Here is a 14,292-nt window from a genome sequence, read left to right as displayed (position 1 = left end):
CAACGCATCCGGGATCGACGTCACGGGACAAGCCCGGTGGTGACAGGGAGAGTCTGGCGCGGTCTACCGCCCCTTCCGATATTTCGGCTTCTGCCCCCCATGCCCCTGGGTGCTTCGCGCCATCGGGCGTTCCTTGTAGTTCATCGGCACTTCGCGGTCCGTCCCCGGTCCCATTTCGTCCAGCGTCGGTTTGCGGATGCGGGTGCCTTCGTCCGAGAGGCCTTTGCCAGTCGGGCCGTAGGCATCGGCATTCTCGTCACCGCCGCTTGTGCCTTCCGGTGAGGGGGCTAAGCCCTTCGGGGGCAGGTTGGCGTTGCGGCCGTATTTGCGGGAGCCCGAATAGCGTCCCGCTTCACGCTCCACCTCAGTCTGACGGGCCAGCGGATCGTCGCTGATGGCGAGTTGCGTCGCCTGCAGGCGCTTGAGTTCGTCGCGAAGCCGCGCGGCTTCCTCGAATTCGAGATTGGCGGCGGCCTCGCGCATGCGCTTTTCCATGTCCGCGATGACGGCCTTGAGATTGTGACCCACCGTCTCGCCGGCTTTCGCGAGGCCGGTATCGACGGAGACGCGGTCGCGCTCGTAGACGCTCTCCAGAATATCCGCGATGTTCTTCTTCACGCTTTGCGGCGTGATGCCGTGTTCGGCGTTATAGGCGAGCTGCTTGTCGCGGCGGCGGTTGGTTTCCGCGATCGCGCGGTCCATCGAGCCGGTCATGTGATCGGCGTAGAGAATGACGCGGCCTTCCGCGTTGCGCGCCGCGCGGCCGATGGTCTGCACCAGCGAGGTTTCCGAGCGCAGAAAACCCTCTTTGTCCGCATCGAGAATGGCGACGAGCGCGCATTCGGGAATGTCGAGACCCTCGCGTAGAAGGTTGATGCCGATGAGTACGTCGAATGCGCCAAGCCGCAGATCGCGGATGATCTCGATGCGTTCCAGCGTGTCGATGTCGGAGTGCATGTAGCGCACGCGTACGCCGTTCTCGTGCAGATATTCCGTGAGGTCTTCCGCCATGCGCTTGGTGAGCGTGGTGACGAGGGTGCGATAACCCCTCGCCGCCATCTCCTTCACCTCGCCCAACAGATCATCGACCTGGGTGCGCGCGGGGCGAATATCCACCACCGGGTCCACGAGGCCCGTGGGACGGATGACCTGCTCCACGAACACGCCGCCGGTCTGCTCCATCTCCCATTTCTGGGGCGTCGCGGAGACGTGCACCGATTGCGGGCGCATGGCGTCCCATTCCTCGAAGCGAAGCGGGCGGTTGTCCATGCAGGAGGGCAGGCGGAAGCCGTATTCCGCGAGTGTCGCCTTGCGGCGGAAGTCGCCGCGATACATGCCGCCGATCTGCGGCACGGTGACGTGGCTCTCGTCGGTGAAGACCAGCGCGTTGTCGGGCAGGTATTCGAACAAGGTCGGCGGCGGCTCGCCGGGTTTCCTCCCGGTGAGATAGCGCGAATAATTTTCGATGCCGTTGCACACGCCGGTTGCTTCGATCATCTCAAGATCGAATTGCGTGCGCTGCTCCAGGCGCTGCGCTTCGAGCAGACGGCCCATGCGGGTCAGCTCCTTGAGCCGCAATTGCAGCTCCTGCTCGATGCCTTTCACCGCCTGTTGCAACGTGGGGCGCGGAGTCACGTAGTGCGAGTTCGCATAGACCTTCACGAAGGCGAGGTCGTTGGTCTTCTTGCCGGTGAGCGGGTCGAACTCGACGATGCTTTCGATCTCGTCGCCGAACAGGCCGATGCGCCAGGCGCGATCCTCCAAGTGTGCGGGAAAGAGTTCGATCACGTCGCCGCGCACGCGAAACGTGCCGCGCGCGAAATCATTTTGGATGCGCTTGTATTGCAGGGCCACAAGATCCGCGATGAGCTGGCGCTGCTCGATGCGATCGCCCACCTTCACGGAGAAGGTCATGGCCGTATAGGTCTCGACTGAGCCGATACCGTAGATGCACGACACGGAGGCGACGATGATGACGTCGTCGCGCTCGATCAGCGCACGCGTCGCGGCGTGGCGCATGCGGTCGATCTGCTCGTTGATGGAGGATTCCTTCTCGATAAAGGTGTCCGAGCGCGGCACATAGGCTTCGGGCTGGTAGTAGTCGTAATACGAGACGAAATATTCCACCGCGTTGTCGGGGAAGAACGATTTGAACTCGCCGTAGAGCTGTGCTGCCAGCGTCTTGTTTGGCGCGAGGATGAGGGCGGGGCGCTGCGTTGCCTCGATCACATGCGCCATGGTGAAGGTCTTGCCTGAACCCGTGACGCCCAGCAGCACCTGATCACGCTCGTTGCGGCGCACGCCGTCAACCAGTTCCGCGATAGCGGTGGGCTGATCGCCGGCGGGTTGAAAATCCGATTTGATCTTGAACGGAATGCCGCCTTCCGACTTGTCCGGCCGGGCCGGGCGATGCGGCACCCAGAGCTTGCCGTTCTTGAAACGCGGATCGCCCTCGGTCAGAAGCTTCGTCAGCGCGTCGACTGTCGCCGAGACGCCCGAGGTGCCAAGTGGCGCATCGTCGCCGAGTTCATCCGCCACGTCCGGCCCGTCATCCGGGCCCGTCATTCCGAGCTTCTTCGCCAGCGCCGGGTCCACATCCGTGAGGTCGCCATGGATGAAGGTTTCCTGCGCGCGCTCCGCAAATCCTTCAGCCGCCTCGCGCTCCCGGTTGACCGCGGGATTCAGAAGATCGGCCAGATAGGTATCCAGCGGCTTTAATTCGGGTTTGGACGCCTTCCCGGTGGAAAGCTTGGGTTTCTTGGGTGCCTTGGCCATAGAACGAATATGGTACAAACGGCCGGATTAGTGAAGGCCCGGCCGGGGCTTCCCACCTCCGTCTTTCCCTCGCCTCGTCACTCGATCGACGCACGACAGCTTCGCTGCCTCACGCCACACGCCGCAGACTGAACGTGCGCCCGCCATCGCTTGTCGCGAGGTGACCGAGACGGGTGAGGGAAGCGAGCAATGCCGCGATCTTTCCTCCCACGCGTTTGCCCTGCCTGAATTCGAGCGCCAGCCTGTCCGAGCCAATGGGACCGGAAGCGGCCGCAAGCGGCGAATATCGCCGCGCTCTGCTCGAAGTCATTCATGGGGAAACTCCGCTTCAGCCTCGTCTCCAGCACGCGCAACGCAAGGTAAGAACTGAAATATCCTGTGCTTCGCGGTGTCTGTCGTCGCAATGAGACGCGGGATCGCGGGCAGCGACTGAAGGCGAAGCTTCCGGCTGGTTACGCATCCCAATGTTTGCGGATGAGGCGGCGTTTCACGTTTCCGTGACATCGCGCGTAAGGCTCAGGCAGAGAACGCCGTGGGGCCTTTGAGGTAGAGTTCGGTGCGGTCTTCTTCGTCGGTGTCGGCGGAAGGTGCGACCGTGCCTGGTTTGCCGATCTGTCGTTCCCGCTTCAGTTCGGCCCATTGTTGAAGGTTCAACGCGTCGCTGGCGGGAAAGGTGTCGGAGAGCGCGGCATCGAGCGCCTCTTCGATGGCGCGCGCTGCATCCTCGTCGAGGGAGGTTGTTGAGGGTTGTCGTCGAACCATGAGGTATCCTCCTTGAATCATTGGGATTCTTGGAGGGATCCGTGTCGCAATTGCGGCACCGTCACCGGGCTATCGCCGCGTTATCTTTCACCCAGTCCGAGAGCCGAGCCTGTGCGTGCCGTGAGGTATTGTCCGATGGGGGCTAGTCGCAGCGGCGATCCAGCGCGCTGAGACCTTCCTCCCACAGGTCTCCGAGGTTTGGAATTCCCAGCAGCCAGTCGGCCGTGGGAAGAGAGCTCGCCGCCTCACGCTCGCGGGCAAGACGGACCGCCGCGCCCCATTCCTCAGGCTCCAGGTCGCCCCGGCCTATATAGACCAGTGCGATCAGGTCGACGCGCTCATCGTCATTGAGGCCCGCGATCACCTCGCGGAACTCGTCTTCGGTCGCGTCGTCCGGCGAGGAGGTCAGGGAGTCGATGCTGCCGTCATCGATCGGGTTCGAGCCGGAGGCGGGGTCCGTCGGCCCTTCCTTCACATCGATGGCCCTCGCGTGGAGAATGAGTTCACAAACCTTGTCGAGGGCGATGTCCATGGAGAACCTCTTGCGGAACCTTTCGGGACAGTTTTTTTCTTGCATCCATGACAACAAAACCCGGAACAATGCTTTCGGTTCGGCTCGATCGCTGCCGTCCTTTCCAGGTCCGCGCCAAGGACATGGTGGCGGGGCCTGAACCCGCCAGAATTTCATAAGGCCGTCTTATGCGGGCGTGATAAAGCTGCATCCTCTCCAAACGCGATTCGATCATGTCCGGCCTTGAAATCCTCGGCTTTGCCGCCGCCATTATGACCACTGTTTGCTGGTTGCCGCAGGCCCTCCGGACCCTTCGGACGAAGGACACGAAGGCGCTTTCCCTCGTTACGCAGAGTGTTTTGACGGTGGGCGTCGCCCTGTGGCTGTTCTACGGCATCCTGGTGGGCGATGCGCCGATCATCCTCGCCAATAGCGTCACATTCATCCTCGTCGCGTTGATCCTAGCTATGAAACTACGATACGGCTAAGCTCCTCGACCAAAGAGGGAAAACGATGCGCCGCTTTGTTGCCTGTGTCCTGGTCGGCCTGGCCCTGTCCTGCGGGCTTTCCTCTGAAGCGCTGGCCCAGAAAGCCGGAGGCGCCGCCGCTTTCACGGTCGAGCCGCACCGTCCGGGCAAGATCGATGTCTATGTCCTGTCCTTTGGCCTCTGGGGGCCTCAGAGTGTCTTCGAGAGCGAAGCGAAGGGCGCTGCGCGCATTCTCGAAGGGCAGTTTGGCTCGAAAGGTCGCACCATCGTCCGCGTCAACACGAAGGCCCGTTCGGAGGCGACGCCCGCTTCCTTGCTTGCGGCATCGCAGGCGGTCGGGCGAGCCCTTGACCCTGATGAGGATGTCATCATGCTCGTCCTCACGTCTCACGGAGCGCCCCAGGGGCTCGGCCTGGTATCTCGGCGCGAGGCGCATATCGTGACGCCAGATGACGTCCGGTATCTTCTTGGTGAGACAAAAGCGCGCCATCGCGTGGTCATCGTCTCCGCGTGCTATTCCGGCATTTTTGCGAATGCCCTGGCCGACGAGCGCACTCTCGTCATCACCGCCGCCGCCGAGGACAAGCCATCCTTCGGCTGCCGCGACGGCGCGACCTGGACCTATTTCGGAGATGCGTTCTTCAACAAGGCGCTGCGGAACGAAAGGCAGCTCGACGTGGCCTTCAAGAAGGCGCACGATCTGGTGACAAAGCGGGAAGAACGGGAGGGATTCGACCCTTCCCACCCGCAAATCGCGGGCGGCGCGCCCGTTCTTGAGCGGCTCAAAGCACGCTGAGCCATTGGCCGGTTTCATCACGGCATCGCGCTCCCGGCCGCGCTTGACAGGCGGACGGAGATGGCTACGGCAAGGCGTATCATTGCCACCTTCCGAGACAGAGCCATGAATCCCTATGTCGCGCCTGTTGTGATGTTGATTGCCTCGAACGTCTTCATGACCTTCGCGTGGTACGGACATCTGAAGTTCAAGATGACCCCTCTCTGGATCGCCGTCATGGTGAGTTGGGGCATCGCCTTTTTCGAATACTGGCTCGCTGTTCCCGCCAACCGTATCGGATCATCGGTCTATTCCGCGGCGCAATTGAAGACCATGCAGGAGGTCATCACGCTCGCGGTCTTCGCGGGCTTCTCGATTTTGTACCTGAAGGAGCCGCTAGGCTGGAACCACCTTATCGGTTTCACGCTGATCGCCGCAGGTGCGGCCTTCATCTTCCAGACACGCTGATCATGAGCACGGGCTATTCGGGCACGCCGATGTGAAGGTCTGCGCCGTCGACGAGACTTGGTCGGGTTTGAAGCTCGTGATCCCGAAAGGCTTGCGCTGACGTGGAAACGCGGGCATCCCATGCCATGATGCGAAGGGGATACGAACGCCCAAAGGGCGTTTCGCGACAAGGGTGGGGCGGATGACGAGCTATTCCGAGCGCACGGGGCGGCTCATCGCATGGTTGCTCATTACGGGGGCCGGCATCACCGCCGTCGCGCGCGGGATGAGCCTCACTTTCCTGGCCCTGAAGCTGCAGCAGGAATTCGGCCTGAACCCGGGCGGTATCGGGGCCCTTCTCGGCACGGGGCCGCTTCTCGGCGCGATCATCGCGCCCTTCGCCGGTTCGCTATCCGATCTGGTCGGGCGAAAGGCCGTCCTGCTGGTCAGCCTGGTCTCCATGTCGTTTGCGCTGCTTGGGCTCGGGCTTGCGAATTCCATCCTGGCGTTCGGAGCGGCGCAGATTGTTTCTGCGATCGCGGAGGCCGTCTATAGCCCGGTTTCGCGGGCATTGATGAGCGACGCGTCTCCGCCTCATCTGCGCTTGCGTGTATTTTCGTGGCGTTACCTCGCATCCAATGCCGGATGGGCCATCGGTCCGATGATCGGAATTGCGATCGGGACCGGAGCCTCGACTCTCTTTGTGGTCGCGGGAGGCGTGTATGCGGCATTCGCGACCCTGGTCGCCTTCGTCGTCCCTTCGCGCATTGCCCAAGAGGAGACACGAGAGGGGAAGCATACGGCGGGCCTGCGCAATCTCGGCGTGGCCTTTCGGGACCATCGTCTGATCTTCTTCCTCGGCGGTGGCACGCTGCTATTTGCCGTCTACGGCCAATGGTCCATCACTCTGTCGCAATATGTCAGCGTCAGCTTCGAAGATGGAGTCAGAGCCTTCGCGATTCTGGTGACGACGAACGCCGTCGCCGTCCTGTTGGCGAGCACGCCCGCGCGCTACGTCATCCAGAAAATCGGCGCGCTGCCGGCGCTCGTTCTGGGATGCGTCCTCTTCCTCGCCGGTGAGGTGGGATTCGGCGCTTCCTCGAGCGTCGAAATGCTTGTCGTGTCGATGATCGTGTTCACGCTCGGCGAGGTTCTGGTCGTTCCCTCGGAATACGTCCTCGTCGATGGCATTGCGACCGAGGCCAATCGCGGCAGCTATTTCGGGGCGCATTCGTTCTCGTCCGTCGGCAATTTCCTTGGGCCGCTGCTGGGCGGCTTGGCGCTCGGTGCCTTCGGCGGAGGGGGAATGTTCTTTCTCTTCGCGCTCTTCGCTGCGGCGAGCGCTCTCATGTTCACGATCGGGCACAGCCTGCCGCCGCCCGCATCGCGCGCACCGCAAGCCCAACGCGCGAACGTCGACGGACTGGACTCTAACGTTCTCTCGTACGGGCAGGCCGTCTAATCCTCAGGTGGCAGGCTTCATCCTCAGGATCCGGCCCTGGCTTGAGTCCGTCAGGAGATAGACAAGCCCGTCCGGTCCCTGGCGCACGTCGCGGATGCGTTCGCCGAGGTTCTGTAGCATGCGCTCCTCGCCCGTTACCTTGTCGCCGTCAATCTCCAGCCGCGAGACGAGCTTACCCGCGAGCGCGCCGACGAGAATGTTGCCGCGCCAGCCGGGGAATTTGTCAGCCGTGTAGAACATCATGCCGGACGGCGCGATGGATGGGTCCCAATAATAGATTGGCTGCTCCATGCCGGCTCTCTTCGTGCCTTTGCCGATCTTCACGCCTGAATAATCGACACCATAGGTGATCACGGGCCAGCCGTAATTCCTGCCTTTACGCGGAATGTTGATCTCGTCGCCGCCGCGCGCGCCGTGCTCGGCGGTCCAGAGTTCGCCGGTCGCGGGATTGAGCGCCGCGCCTTGCACGTTGCGATGGCCGATGGACCAGATTTCCGGCCTCGTGCCCTGAATGTTGAGGAACGGATTGTTTGCCGCTGCGCCGCCTTCCGGCTTGATGTGAATGATCTTGCCGAGATGATTGGCCGGGTTCTGTGCCTGCTCGCGCAAATCGAACCGTTCGCCGAGGGTGATGAAGAGATTGCCGTCGCGATCGAAGACGAGGCGCGAGCCGAAATGGTTTCCACCCGTATGCGCGGGCTCCTGACGGAAGATGACCTGCACATTCTCGAGCGCCGCGCCGTCGTCGTTGAGGCGCGCGCGCGCGACGCTTGTGCCGGCGCGACCTTCGCCCCTCTCCTCCGCGAAACTGAGATAGATCAGGCGATTTTGTTTGAAGTTCGGATCGAGCGCCACATCGAGCAATCCGCCCTGGCCGCGCGCGGCGACGGGCGGCACGTTGTTGACAGGGTCGGAGAGCTTGCCGTCTGCTGCCACGATGCGCAGACGGCCGGGCCTCTCCGTCACGAGCATTCGGCCATCCGGCAGGAAGGCGAGGCTCCAGGGATTTTCCAGACCGCGCGCCACCGTCTCGACGATCACTTCCACCTTATCGGTGCGAACACGCTGAGTGTCCTGCGCAGATGCTGCCGAGGCAACGCCGAGCAACAGCGTGAAGGCGAGGGCGGTTGAAGCGCGCGTCATGAAAATCTCCATCCAAGAATGATCGCAGAGCTAACCCATTGACGCGAGGCGTCAACCTTGTGGCGGGAACGCACACGCGCTCTTGCGTTTCCCCTCGACTGTCATCACCGGGCTTTCCCCGGTGATGACGATGGAAGGGCACCGCCTCAATCAAGATGGCCGGGACAATGCAGCAGCCGTTCCGGGCCTCGCTGCAAGGGGCCCGGAATGGCAAGTTGCACCGACTCACTCAGCCTTGATGTTCGCCGTCTTGATAATCTCGGCCCAGGTCTGAATTTCCTTCGCGAGATACGGCCTGAAGGCTTCAGGATCGCGCACGTTCAGGGTGAAGCCGAGCTTTGTGATCCGCTCCTTGATGTCCGGCTTCTTCAGGATCGCGATGATCGTGCCGGAGAGTTTGTCGAGGATGGGCTTCGGGGTATTCACCGGGGCGAAAAACGCGGCCCAGGATTCCGCGTCCGCATCGGTGATGCCCTGCTCGCGCAAGGTCGGCACGTCCGGCGCCTGTGCGTTGCGTTGCGGGCTCGCGATGCCGATGGCGCGCATCTGACCGGCCTGGAACTGGGCAAGCACACTCGGCAGGGTCGAGTTCGATACGTCGATGCGGCTTGCCATGAGTTCCGTCACCAGTGGCGCTGCGCCGCGGAAGGGCACGTGGGTCATCTGGGTGCCGGTACGAACCATGAAGAGTTCGGTTGCGAGATGCGAGCCCGAGCCGACGCCGGTCGAGCCGTAATTCAGCTTGCTCGGGTCTTTCTTCGCCAACGCGATAAGCTCCTGCATCGATTTGACTGGCAGGTCGTTGCTGACCACGAAGACGTGCTCGAATGCGCCCGCGCCGGCAAGCGGCGCAAAGTCCTTCACCGCGTCGTATCCCGGCTCCTTGAGCAGGAACATGTTGTTCCCGTGGGTCTGGTTGTTGCCGAACACGATGGTGTAACCGTCGGGTTCAGCCTTCGCGACCGCGCGGGTGCCGATCGCGCCCGAGGCTCCGGCCAGGTTCTCGACAATCACGTTCTGGCCCAGTTCTTTGCCCATATCTTCCGCAACGATGCGGGCGATGACGTCGGTGGGGCCGCCCGCCGGATAAGGCACAACCATCTTGACGATACGGTTCGGAAAGGTCTGGGCGCTGGCAGCCGTGGCGAAAAGCGTTGCGCCGGCGACAAGACCGAGCGCGAGGCGGCGGGTGGCGGACATCATCATCGGATCGGGGTCTCCTCAAAAACCCGTCTTCGACGGGCTGTTTTACTTGCTTGGACGGTCTTTGCGGACTAGGGTCCCGCGCGCCGTCGCCGATCCCTTCTAACGCCCCAACCGGAGGTTTCCCATGGGCTTTTTGTCTGACGCCCTTTCCCGCATCAAGCCGTCTGCGACCATCGTCATCACGCAGAAAGCGCGGGATCTCAAAGCCCAGGGCCGGGATGTTATCAGCCTTTCCGTCGGCGAGCCGGATTTCGACACGCCGGAGAATATCAAGGAAGCGGCCATGGCGGCGATCCGCCGCGGCGAGACGAAATACACGCCCGTTCCCGGCATCGTGCCTTTGCGCGAGGCCATCGCCCGCAAATTCAAGCGCGAGAACGGGCTCGACTACACGCCGTCTCAGACCATCGTTTCCACTGGTGGTAAGCAGGTCATCTATAACGCGCTGCTCGCCACCCTGAACCCGGGCGACGAGGTCATCGTCCCGACCCCGTATTGGGTGTCCTATCCCGAAATGGTCGTTCTGTGCGGCGGCAAGGCGGTGTTCGTAGACACCACCATGGAGCACAATTTCAAGCTGCAGCCCGAGCCGCTGGAACGTGCGATCACGCCCAAGACCAAATGGATCATTCTCAACTCGCCGTCGAACCCGACCGGCGCGGCCTATACCCATGCCGAGATGAAGGCCATCACCGACGTGCTGATGCGCCATCCGCATGTGTGGGTGCTCACCGACGACATGTATGAGCATCTGACCTACGGCGATTTCGAGTTCGTCACCCCCGCTCAGGTGGAGCCGGGCCTTTATGGCCGTACGCTCACCATGAACGGCGTGTCGAAATCCTATGCCATGACCGGTTGGCGCATCGGCTACGCGGCCGGGCCCGAGAACCTCATCAAGGCCATGGACTTCGTGCAGGGCCAGCAGACCTCCGGCGCGTGTTCCATCGCTCAATGGGCGGCGGTAGAGGCGCTGAACGGTCCGCAGGATCACCTCAAGGTGTTCAAGAAGGCTTTCGAGGAGCGCCGTGATCTCGTGGTCTCGATGCTCAATCAGTCGAAGTACCTGAAGTGCCCGATGCCGGAAGGCGCGTTCTACGTCTATCCGTCCTGCGCCGAGGCCATCGGCAAGACCGCGCCCTCGGGCAAGGTCTTGCACACGGACGAGGATTTCGTGTCCGAACTGCTCGAGGCCGAAGGCGTCGCGGCTGTTCACGGCTCGGCCTTCGGCCTCGGCCCGAACTTCCGCATCTCCTATGCGACATCGAACGCGGTTCTGGAGGATGCCTGCAACCGCATCCAACGCTTCTGCGGCTCGCTGAGATGAGCGATTGGCCTCGAGTTCTCAATCCGGATCCCGAGGCCCCTCCTTACAGACTTGATCAGCATTCGCCTTGGCGTGTGAAGTCCGACTTCAGGGTCGACTTCACCAATGGCGGTTATGTCGAGGCGCGTGGCTTCATCCTCGATCTTGAAGATGACAGCGTCTCGCCGGAGCGACTGGCGGAGATGATTGTTTCCGCCATGAATCTTCTCCGCGCGGGTCCGGTGACAATTTTCTCCATGCAGATTGTACCGCGAGGCGAGCACCAGGATTCCCAGGCTGCGATTGTTCCCGCCAAGGCGGAGTAACGACGCTATTTTCGGAGCTTTTGCAGCTCGTTGCGGTAAGAGGGACTTGTCATCACAGGCTTGTCTCGGGGATCTCGGTTCTGGAGGCGCTTAACTCAATCGAGATGGCCGACACAAGGCCATGGCGACGTGGGGCTCCGTTCGGCCATCCAACAATGTTAGATTTGCTCTGACGGGGAACGGTTTTTTCTCCTGCCGCTTGTCGTTATTCAGGCAATAAAGCCGGGTCTGTACGCACAAGGGGCAGATGGATTCTTCTCCCTTCTCCCCTTTTCGGAACCTCATCCTCCCTGAGCCGTTGATCGCCAAGTCTAGTCAAGCTTAGGAGATCAGCATGCTTCGGACCTCGACCGCGCTCGCCGCCCTTGCCCTCATCGCATCATCGGGCATCACGGAAGCACAGGCCCAGAACCGGGTTCGGGCTGGCGTGCTGACCTGCAACGTGTCCGGCGGCGTGGGCCTCATTCTTGGGTCGCAGAAGGGCACCGCCTGCACTTTCCAGCCGCGTCGTGGGCGGCCCGAACATTATCTCGGCGTGATCCGCAAATTCGGCCTCGACATCGGCGCGACCTCGCGCGGCGTTCTCACCTGGGCCGTGTTCTCGCAGGGCAGCGCCGCGCCCGGTTCGCTCGCGGGCACCTATGTCGGTGCGACGGCAGAAGCGACCCTCGGCGCGGGGCTTGGGGCCAATGTGCTCGTCGGTGGATCGAACCGCTCCATCGCGCTTCAGCCGATTTCGGTCACGGGCCAGACGGGCCTGAATTTCGCCCTCGGCGTGGGCGATTTCGAGCTGCAACCTGCGCGATAGGAAGCCTTTCAACCTTTAATACGACGGCCGGGCGAAAGCCCGGCCGTTCGCGCTCAAGCCTGCTCTTGCGGATAAGCCGCTTGCCAAAGGCGCGGGACAGGCAGAGCATCTGAAAGAACGCGACCGCCAAGGCCGCGCTGACGGGGGCAGTGAAGGAGACACTCATGGCACCCAACGGCAGAGGACCGGCGGGCCCCCGATGCATTGCCATCGTCGGCCCATTCCAGAGCGGCAAGACCACGCTCCTTGAAGCGATCCTGGAGCGAACCGGCGTGATCTCGCGAGCGGGTCGCGTGACCAACGGCGACAGCGTCGGCGATGCGAGTACGGAGGCCCGTGCACATGGCATGAGCATCGAGCCCAATGTGGCGACGGTGGAGTTCCTCGGCGAGACGATGACCTTCGTCGACTGCCCGGGGTCGACGGAATTCATGCATGAGATGCGCAATGTCACGCCGGTCTGCGATGCCGCCGTCGTCGTGTGCGAGGCGGATGAGCGAAAAATCCCCGCCCTCGAAATCATCTTGAGGGAGCTGGAGGAAGCAGACATTCCGCGCTTCCTTTTCATCAACAAAATCGACACGGCAACGCGGCGCGTGCGCGAAACCTTGTCGGTGCTGCAGCGCGCGTCACGCACGCCGCTGCTCCTGCGCCAGATCCCGATCTGGAAGGACGGCATCGCGGTCGGCTTTATCGATCTGGCGCTGGAACGCGCCTTCATCTATCGCGAGCACGCGCCGAGCGAAGTTGTGGATCTGCCCGATGCTGATGCCCTTCGCGAACGCGAAGCGCGTTTCGCCATGCTGGAACGTCTCGCCGATTACGACGACGACCTGATGGAGAATCTGATCTCCGAGATCGAGCCGCCACGCGACCGGATTTTCGACGATCTCTCGCGCGAATTGAAAGAACGTCATGTGGTGCCCGCCTTTATCGGCTCGGCCGATCGCGGCAACGGTGTCACGCGGTTGTTGAAGGCGTTGCGGCATGAGGCCCCGACACTGGAGGACACCCGCGCCCGTCTCGGCGTTTCGCCTGACGGCGCGCCGCTCGCTCAGGTCATGAAGACCCTGCATATGGGACAGGGCGGAAAGCTCTCGATCGGGCGCGTGCTGCGCGGGGTCTTTCATGAGGGCGACACGGTGCTCGGTTCGCGCGGCGCCGAAGCGCGCATCGGAAGCCTGCTGTCGCCGGTCGGGACCGCTACGACGCGGGTCGCGGAGGCAAAGCCCGGCGAGACGCTCGGCTTTGGACGGCTTGAGGGTATTGCGACCGGCGACAGCTTCGCTGCCGACAAGGCCCGCCCCGAAGCCATCCTGTCCTCTGCTCCGCCCGAGCCGGTCTATGCGGTGGCGGTTAAGGTGAAGGACCGCAGGGACGACGTGCGTCTTTCGAGCGCGTTGTCGAAGATCACGGAAGAGGATCCCTCGCTCGTTGTCGACGCGCGCCCCGACATGGGCGAGATCCGTCTGCTCGGCCAGGGCGAGATGCATTTGCGCGTCGCGGTGGAAAGGCTGGCGTCGCGCTTCCAAGTCGGTGTCGAGACCGGCAGGCCGCGTGTGGCCTATTGCGAGACGATTCGTGCGGCCGCCTCGGCCAGGGGGCGTCACCGCAAGCAGACCGGCGGCCATGGGCAGTTCGGCGATGTGATGATCGAGATCAGGCCCTTGCCGCGTGGGGAGGGCTTTGCGTTTCAGGACAGCATCACCGGAGGCGTGGTGCCGCGCCAATACATCCCTTCCGTGGAAACAGGCGTGCGGGACGCCATCAAGTCGGGTCCGCTGGGCTTTCCGGTGGTTGATCTCGCCGTGGCGCTGACCGATGGGTCTTATCATACGGTCGATTCGTCCGACGCGGCCTTCCAGGCGGCGGCAAGACTGGCCTTGGCGGAAGCCTTGCCGAAGGCCAAACCTGTCCTGCTGGAACCGGTTCTCTCCGTCGAGGTCACCATTCCGACGGAGGCTCTGTCCAAGGCAACCGGGCTTGTGACCGCGCGTCGCGGGCAGATCCTCGGTTATAACGGGCGACCCGGATGGGCCGGCTGGGACGTGATCAGCGCGACCATACCGGAGGCGGAGATCGGCGATCTGATCGTCGAACTGCGTTCCGTGACCGCGGGGGTCGGGACGTTTTCGACGAAGTTCGACCACATGGCCGAACTGAGCGGACGACCCGCCGACATGGTGCTGCACAAGACCCATTGAGTGGCCGGGTGCGATTTGCGGGTGGCCGGTTTTCTGAGGAAAATCGGTCACTTATCCACCGGCGGGCGCCCCCATCGAC

Annotated in this window: 14 protein-coding genes; 8 read left to right on the top strand and 6 right to left on the bottom strand. The window is 62.7% G+C overall.

Going from position 1 to position 14,292, the window contains the following annotated elements:
- Window positions 1-63: 63 nt before the first annotated feature.
- The 4 genes from uvrB to I2H38_RS13090 all read right to left on the bottom strand — a co-directional run bounded on the left by uvrB (window position 64) and on the right by I2H38_RS13090 (window position 4,069).
- Window positions 64-2,775 carry an excinuclease ABC subunit UvrB gene (uvrB, locus tag I2H38_RS13105; protein WP_196272307.1) on the bottom strand — a complete coding sequence of 904 codons (2,712 nt, stop codon included), beginning with the start codon at window positions 2,773-2,775 and terminating at the stop codon, window positions 64-66.
- Between the two features lie 109 nt (window positions 2,776-2,884).
- Window positions 2,885-3,085: a hypothetical protein gene (locus I2H38_RS13100; protein WP_196272306.1), complete on the bottom strand. Its 201-nt coding sequence runs from the start codon at window positions 3,083-3,085 to the stop codon at window positions 2,885-2,887.
- 206 nt (window positions 3,086-3,291) lie between these two features.
- Entirely contained in the window at window positions 3,292-3,537 is a 246-nt protein-coding gene (locus I2H38_RS13095) for a hypothetical protein (RefSeq protein WP_196272305.1), read from the bottom strand.
- 142 nt (window positions 3,538-3,679) lie between these two features.
- Entirely contained in the window at window positions 3,680-4,069 is a 390-nt protein-coding gene (locus tag I2H38_RS13090) for a DUF3775 domain-containing protein (protein ID WP_196272304.1), read from the bottom strand.
- A 212-nt stretch (window positions 4,070-4,281) separates the two neighbouring features.
- Between I2H38_RS13090 and I2H38_RS13085 the strand changes: the two genes are divergently transcribed.
- From I2H38_RS13085 to I2H38_RS13070, 4 genes are all read left to right on the top strand, one after another.
- Window positions 4,282-4,536: a SemiSWEET transporter gene (locus I2H38_RS13085; protein ID WP_196272303.1), complete on the top strand. Its 255-nt coding sequence runs from the start codon at window positions 4,282-4,284 to the stop codon at window positions 4,534-4,536.
- Between the two features lie 25 nt (window positions 4,537-4,561).
- Window positions 4,562-5,332, top strand: a complete 771-nt coding sequence (locus I2H38_RS13080; protein WP_196272302.1) for a C13 family peptidase — start codon at window positions 4,562-4,564, stop codon at window positions 5,330-5,332.
- A 105-nt stretch (window positions 5,333-5,437) separates the two neighbouring features.
- Window positions 5,438-5,779, top strand: a complete 342-nt coding sequence (locus tag I2H38_RS13075; RefSeq protein WP_196272301.1) for a DMT family protein — start codon at window positions 5,438-5,440, stop codon at window positions 5,777-5,779.
- Between the two features lie 181 nt (window positions 5,780-5,960).
- On the top strand, window positions 5,961-7,220 hold the full coding sequence (locus I2H38_RS13070; protein ID WP_196272300.1) for an MFS transporter: 1,260 nt from the start codon (window positions 5,961-5,963) through the stop codon (window positions 7,218-7,220).
- Window positions 7,221-7,223: 3 nt separating this feature from the next.
- Here the strand turns inward: I2H38_RS13070 and I2H38_RS13065 are convergent, their stop codons facing one another.
- Together I2H38_RS13065 and I2H38_RS13060 are read right to left on the bottom strand one after the other, a co-directional pair.
- Entirely contained in the window at window positions 7,224-8,363 is a 1,140-nt protein-coding gene (locus tag I2H38_RS13065; RefSeq protein WP_229426692.1) for a PQQ-dependent sugar dehydrogenase, read from the bottom strand.
- A 225-nt stretch (window positions 8,364-8,588) separates the two neighbouring features.
- The gene (locus I2H38_RS13060) at window positions 8,589-9,569 is read right to left on the bottom strand and encodes a Bug family tripartite tricarboxylate transporter substrate binding protein (RefSeq protein ID WP_196272298.1); all 981 of its coding nucleotides are present in this window, start codon (window positions 9,567-9,569) and stop codon (window positions 8,589-8,591) included.
- 124 nt (window positions 9,570-9,693) lie between these two features.
- Between I2H38_RS13060 and I2H38_RS13055 the strand changes: the two genes are divergently transcribed.
- The 4 genes from I2H38_RS13055 (at window position 9,694) to I2H38_RS13040 (ending at window position 14,213) form a co-directional block, all read left to right on the top strand.
- A complete protein-coding gene (locus I2H38_RS13055) occupies window positions 9,694-10,896 on the top strand; it encodes a pyridoxal phosphate-dependent aminotransferase (RefSeq protein ID WP_196272297.1) in 1,203 nt (400 codons plus the stop codon).
- On the top strand, window positions 10,893-11,201 hold the full coding sequence (locus tag I2H38_RS13050) for a hypothetical protein (RefSeq protein ID WP_196272296.1): 309 nt from the start codon (window positions 10,893-10,895) through the stop codon (window positions 11,199-11,201). The genes I2H38_RS13055 and I2H38_RS13050 overlap by 4 nt, the downstream gene beginning before the upstream one ends.
- A 334-nt stretch (window positions 11,202-11,535) precedes the next feature.
- Entirely contained in the window at window positions 11,536-12,009 is a 474-nt protein-coding gene (locus I2H38_RS13045; protein ID WP_196272295.1) for a DUF992 domain-containing protein, read from the top strand.
- Window positions 12,010-12,173: 164 nt separating this feature from the next.
- Complete coding sequence (locus I2H38_RS13040) at window positions 12,174-14,213, top strand: elongation factor G (protein ID WP_196272294.1); 2,040 nt, start codon at window positions 12,174-12,176, stop codon at window positions 14,211-14,213.
- Window positions 14,214-14,292 lie beyond the last annotated feature (79 nt).

Origin of the sequence: Microvirga alba (assembly GCF_015694465.1) — a bacterium.
GTDB classification, from domain to species: domain Bacteria; phylum Pseudomonadota; class Alphaproteobacteria; order Rhizobiales; family Beijerinckiaceae; genus Microvirga; species Microvirga alba.
The sequence above is the reverse complement of the archived record's forward strand: the minus strand, read 5'-3'. Positions and strand labels throughout refer to the sequence as shown.

Coding starts and splice junctions, on each gene's coding strand:
- uvrB (WP_196272307.1), bottom strand. CDS start 2,775: ATGGCCAAGGCACCCAAGAAACCCAAGCTTTCCACCGGGAAGGCGTCC.
- I2H38_RS13100 (WP_196272306.1), bottom strand. CDS start 3,085: ATGACTTCGAGCAGAGCGCGGCGATATTCGCCGCTTGCGGCCGCTTCC.
- I2H38_RS13095 (WP_196272305.1), bottom strand. CDS start 3,537: ATGGTTCGACGACAACCCTCAACAACCTCCCTCGACGAGGATGCAGCG.
- I2H38_RS13090 (WP_196272304.1), bottom strand. CDS start 4,069: ATGGACATCGCCCTCGACAAGGTTTGTGAACTCATTCTCCACGCGAGG.
- I2H38_RS13085 (WP_196272303.1), top strand. CDS start 4,282: ATGTCCGGCCTTGAAATCCTCGGCTTTGCCGCCGCCATTATGACCACT.
- I2H38_RS13080 (WP_196272302.1), top strand. CDS start 4,562: ATGCGCCGCTTTGTTGCCTGTGTCCTGGTCGGCCTGGCCCTGTCCTGC.
- I2H38_RS13075 (WP_196272301.1), top strand. CDS start 5,438: ATGAATCCCTATGTCGCGCCTGTTGTGATGTTGATTGCCTCGAACGTC.
- I2H38_RS13070 (WP_196272300.1), top strand. CDS start 5,961: ATGACGAGCTATTCCGAGCGCACGGGGCGGCTCATCGCATGGTTGCTC.
- I2H38_RS13065 (WP_229426692.1), bottom strand. CDS start 8,363: ATGACGCGCGCTTCAACCGCCCTCGCCTTCACGCTGTTGCTCGGCGTT.
- I2H38_RS13060 (WP_196272298.1), bottom strand. CDS start 9,569: ATGATGATGTCCGCCACCCGCCGCCTCGCGCTCGGTCTTGTCGCCGGC.
- I2H38_RS13055 (WP_196272297.1), top strand. CDS start 9,694: ATGGGCTTTTTGTCTGACGCCCTTTCCCGCATCAAGCCGTCTGCGACC.
- I2H38_RS13050 (WP_196272296.1), top strand. CDS start 10,893: ATGAGCGATTGGCCTCGAGTTCTCAATCCGGATCCCGAGGCCCCTCCT.
- I2H38_RS13045 (WP_196272295.1), top strand. CDS start 11,536: ATGCTTCGGACCTCGACCGCGCTCGCCGCCCTTGCCCTCATCGCATCA.
- I2H38_RS13040 (WP_196272294.1), top strand. CDS start 12,174: ATGGCACCCAACGGCAGAGGACCGGCGGGCCCCCGATGCATTGCCATC.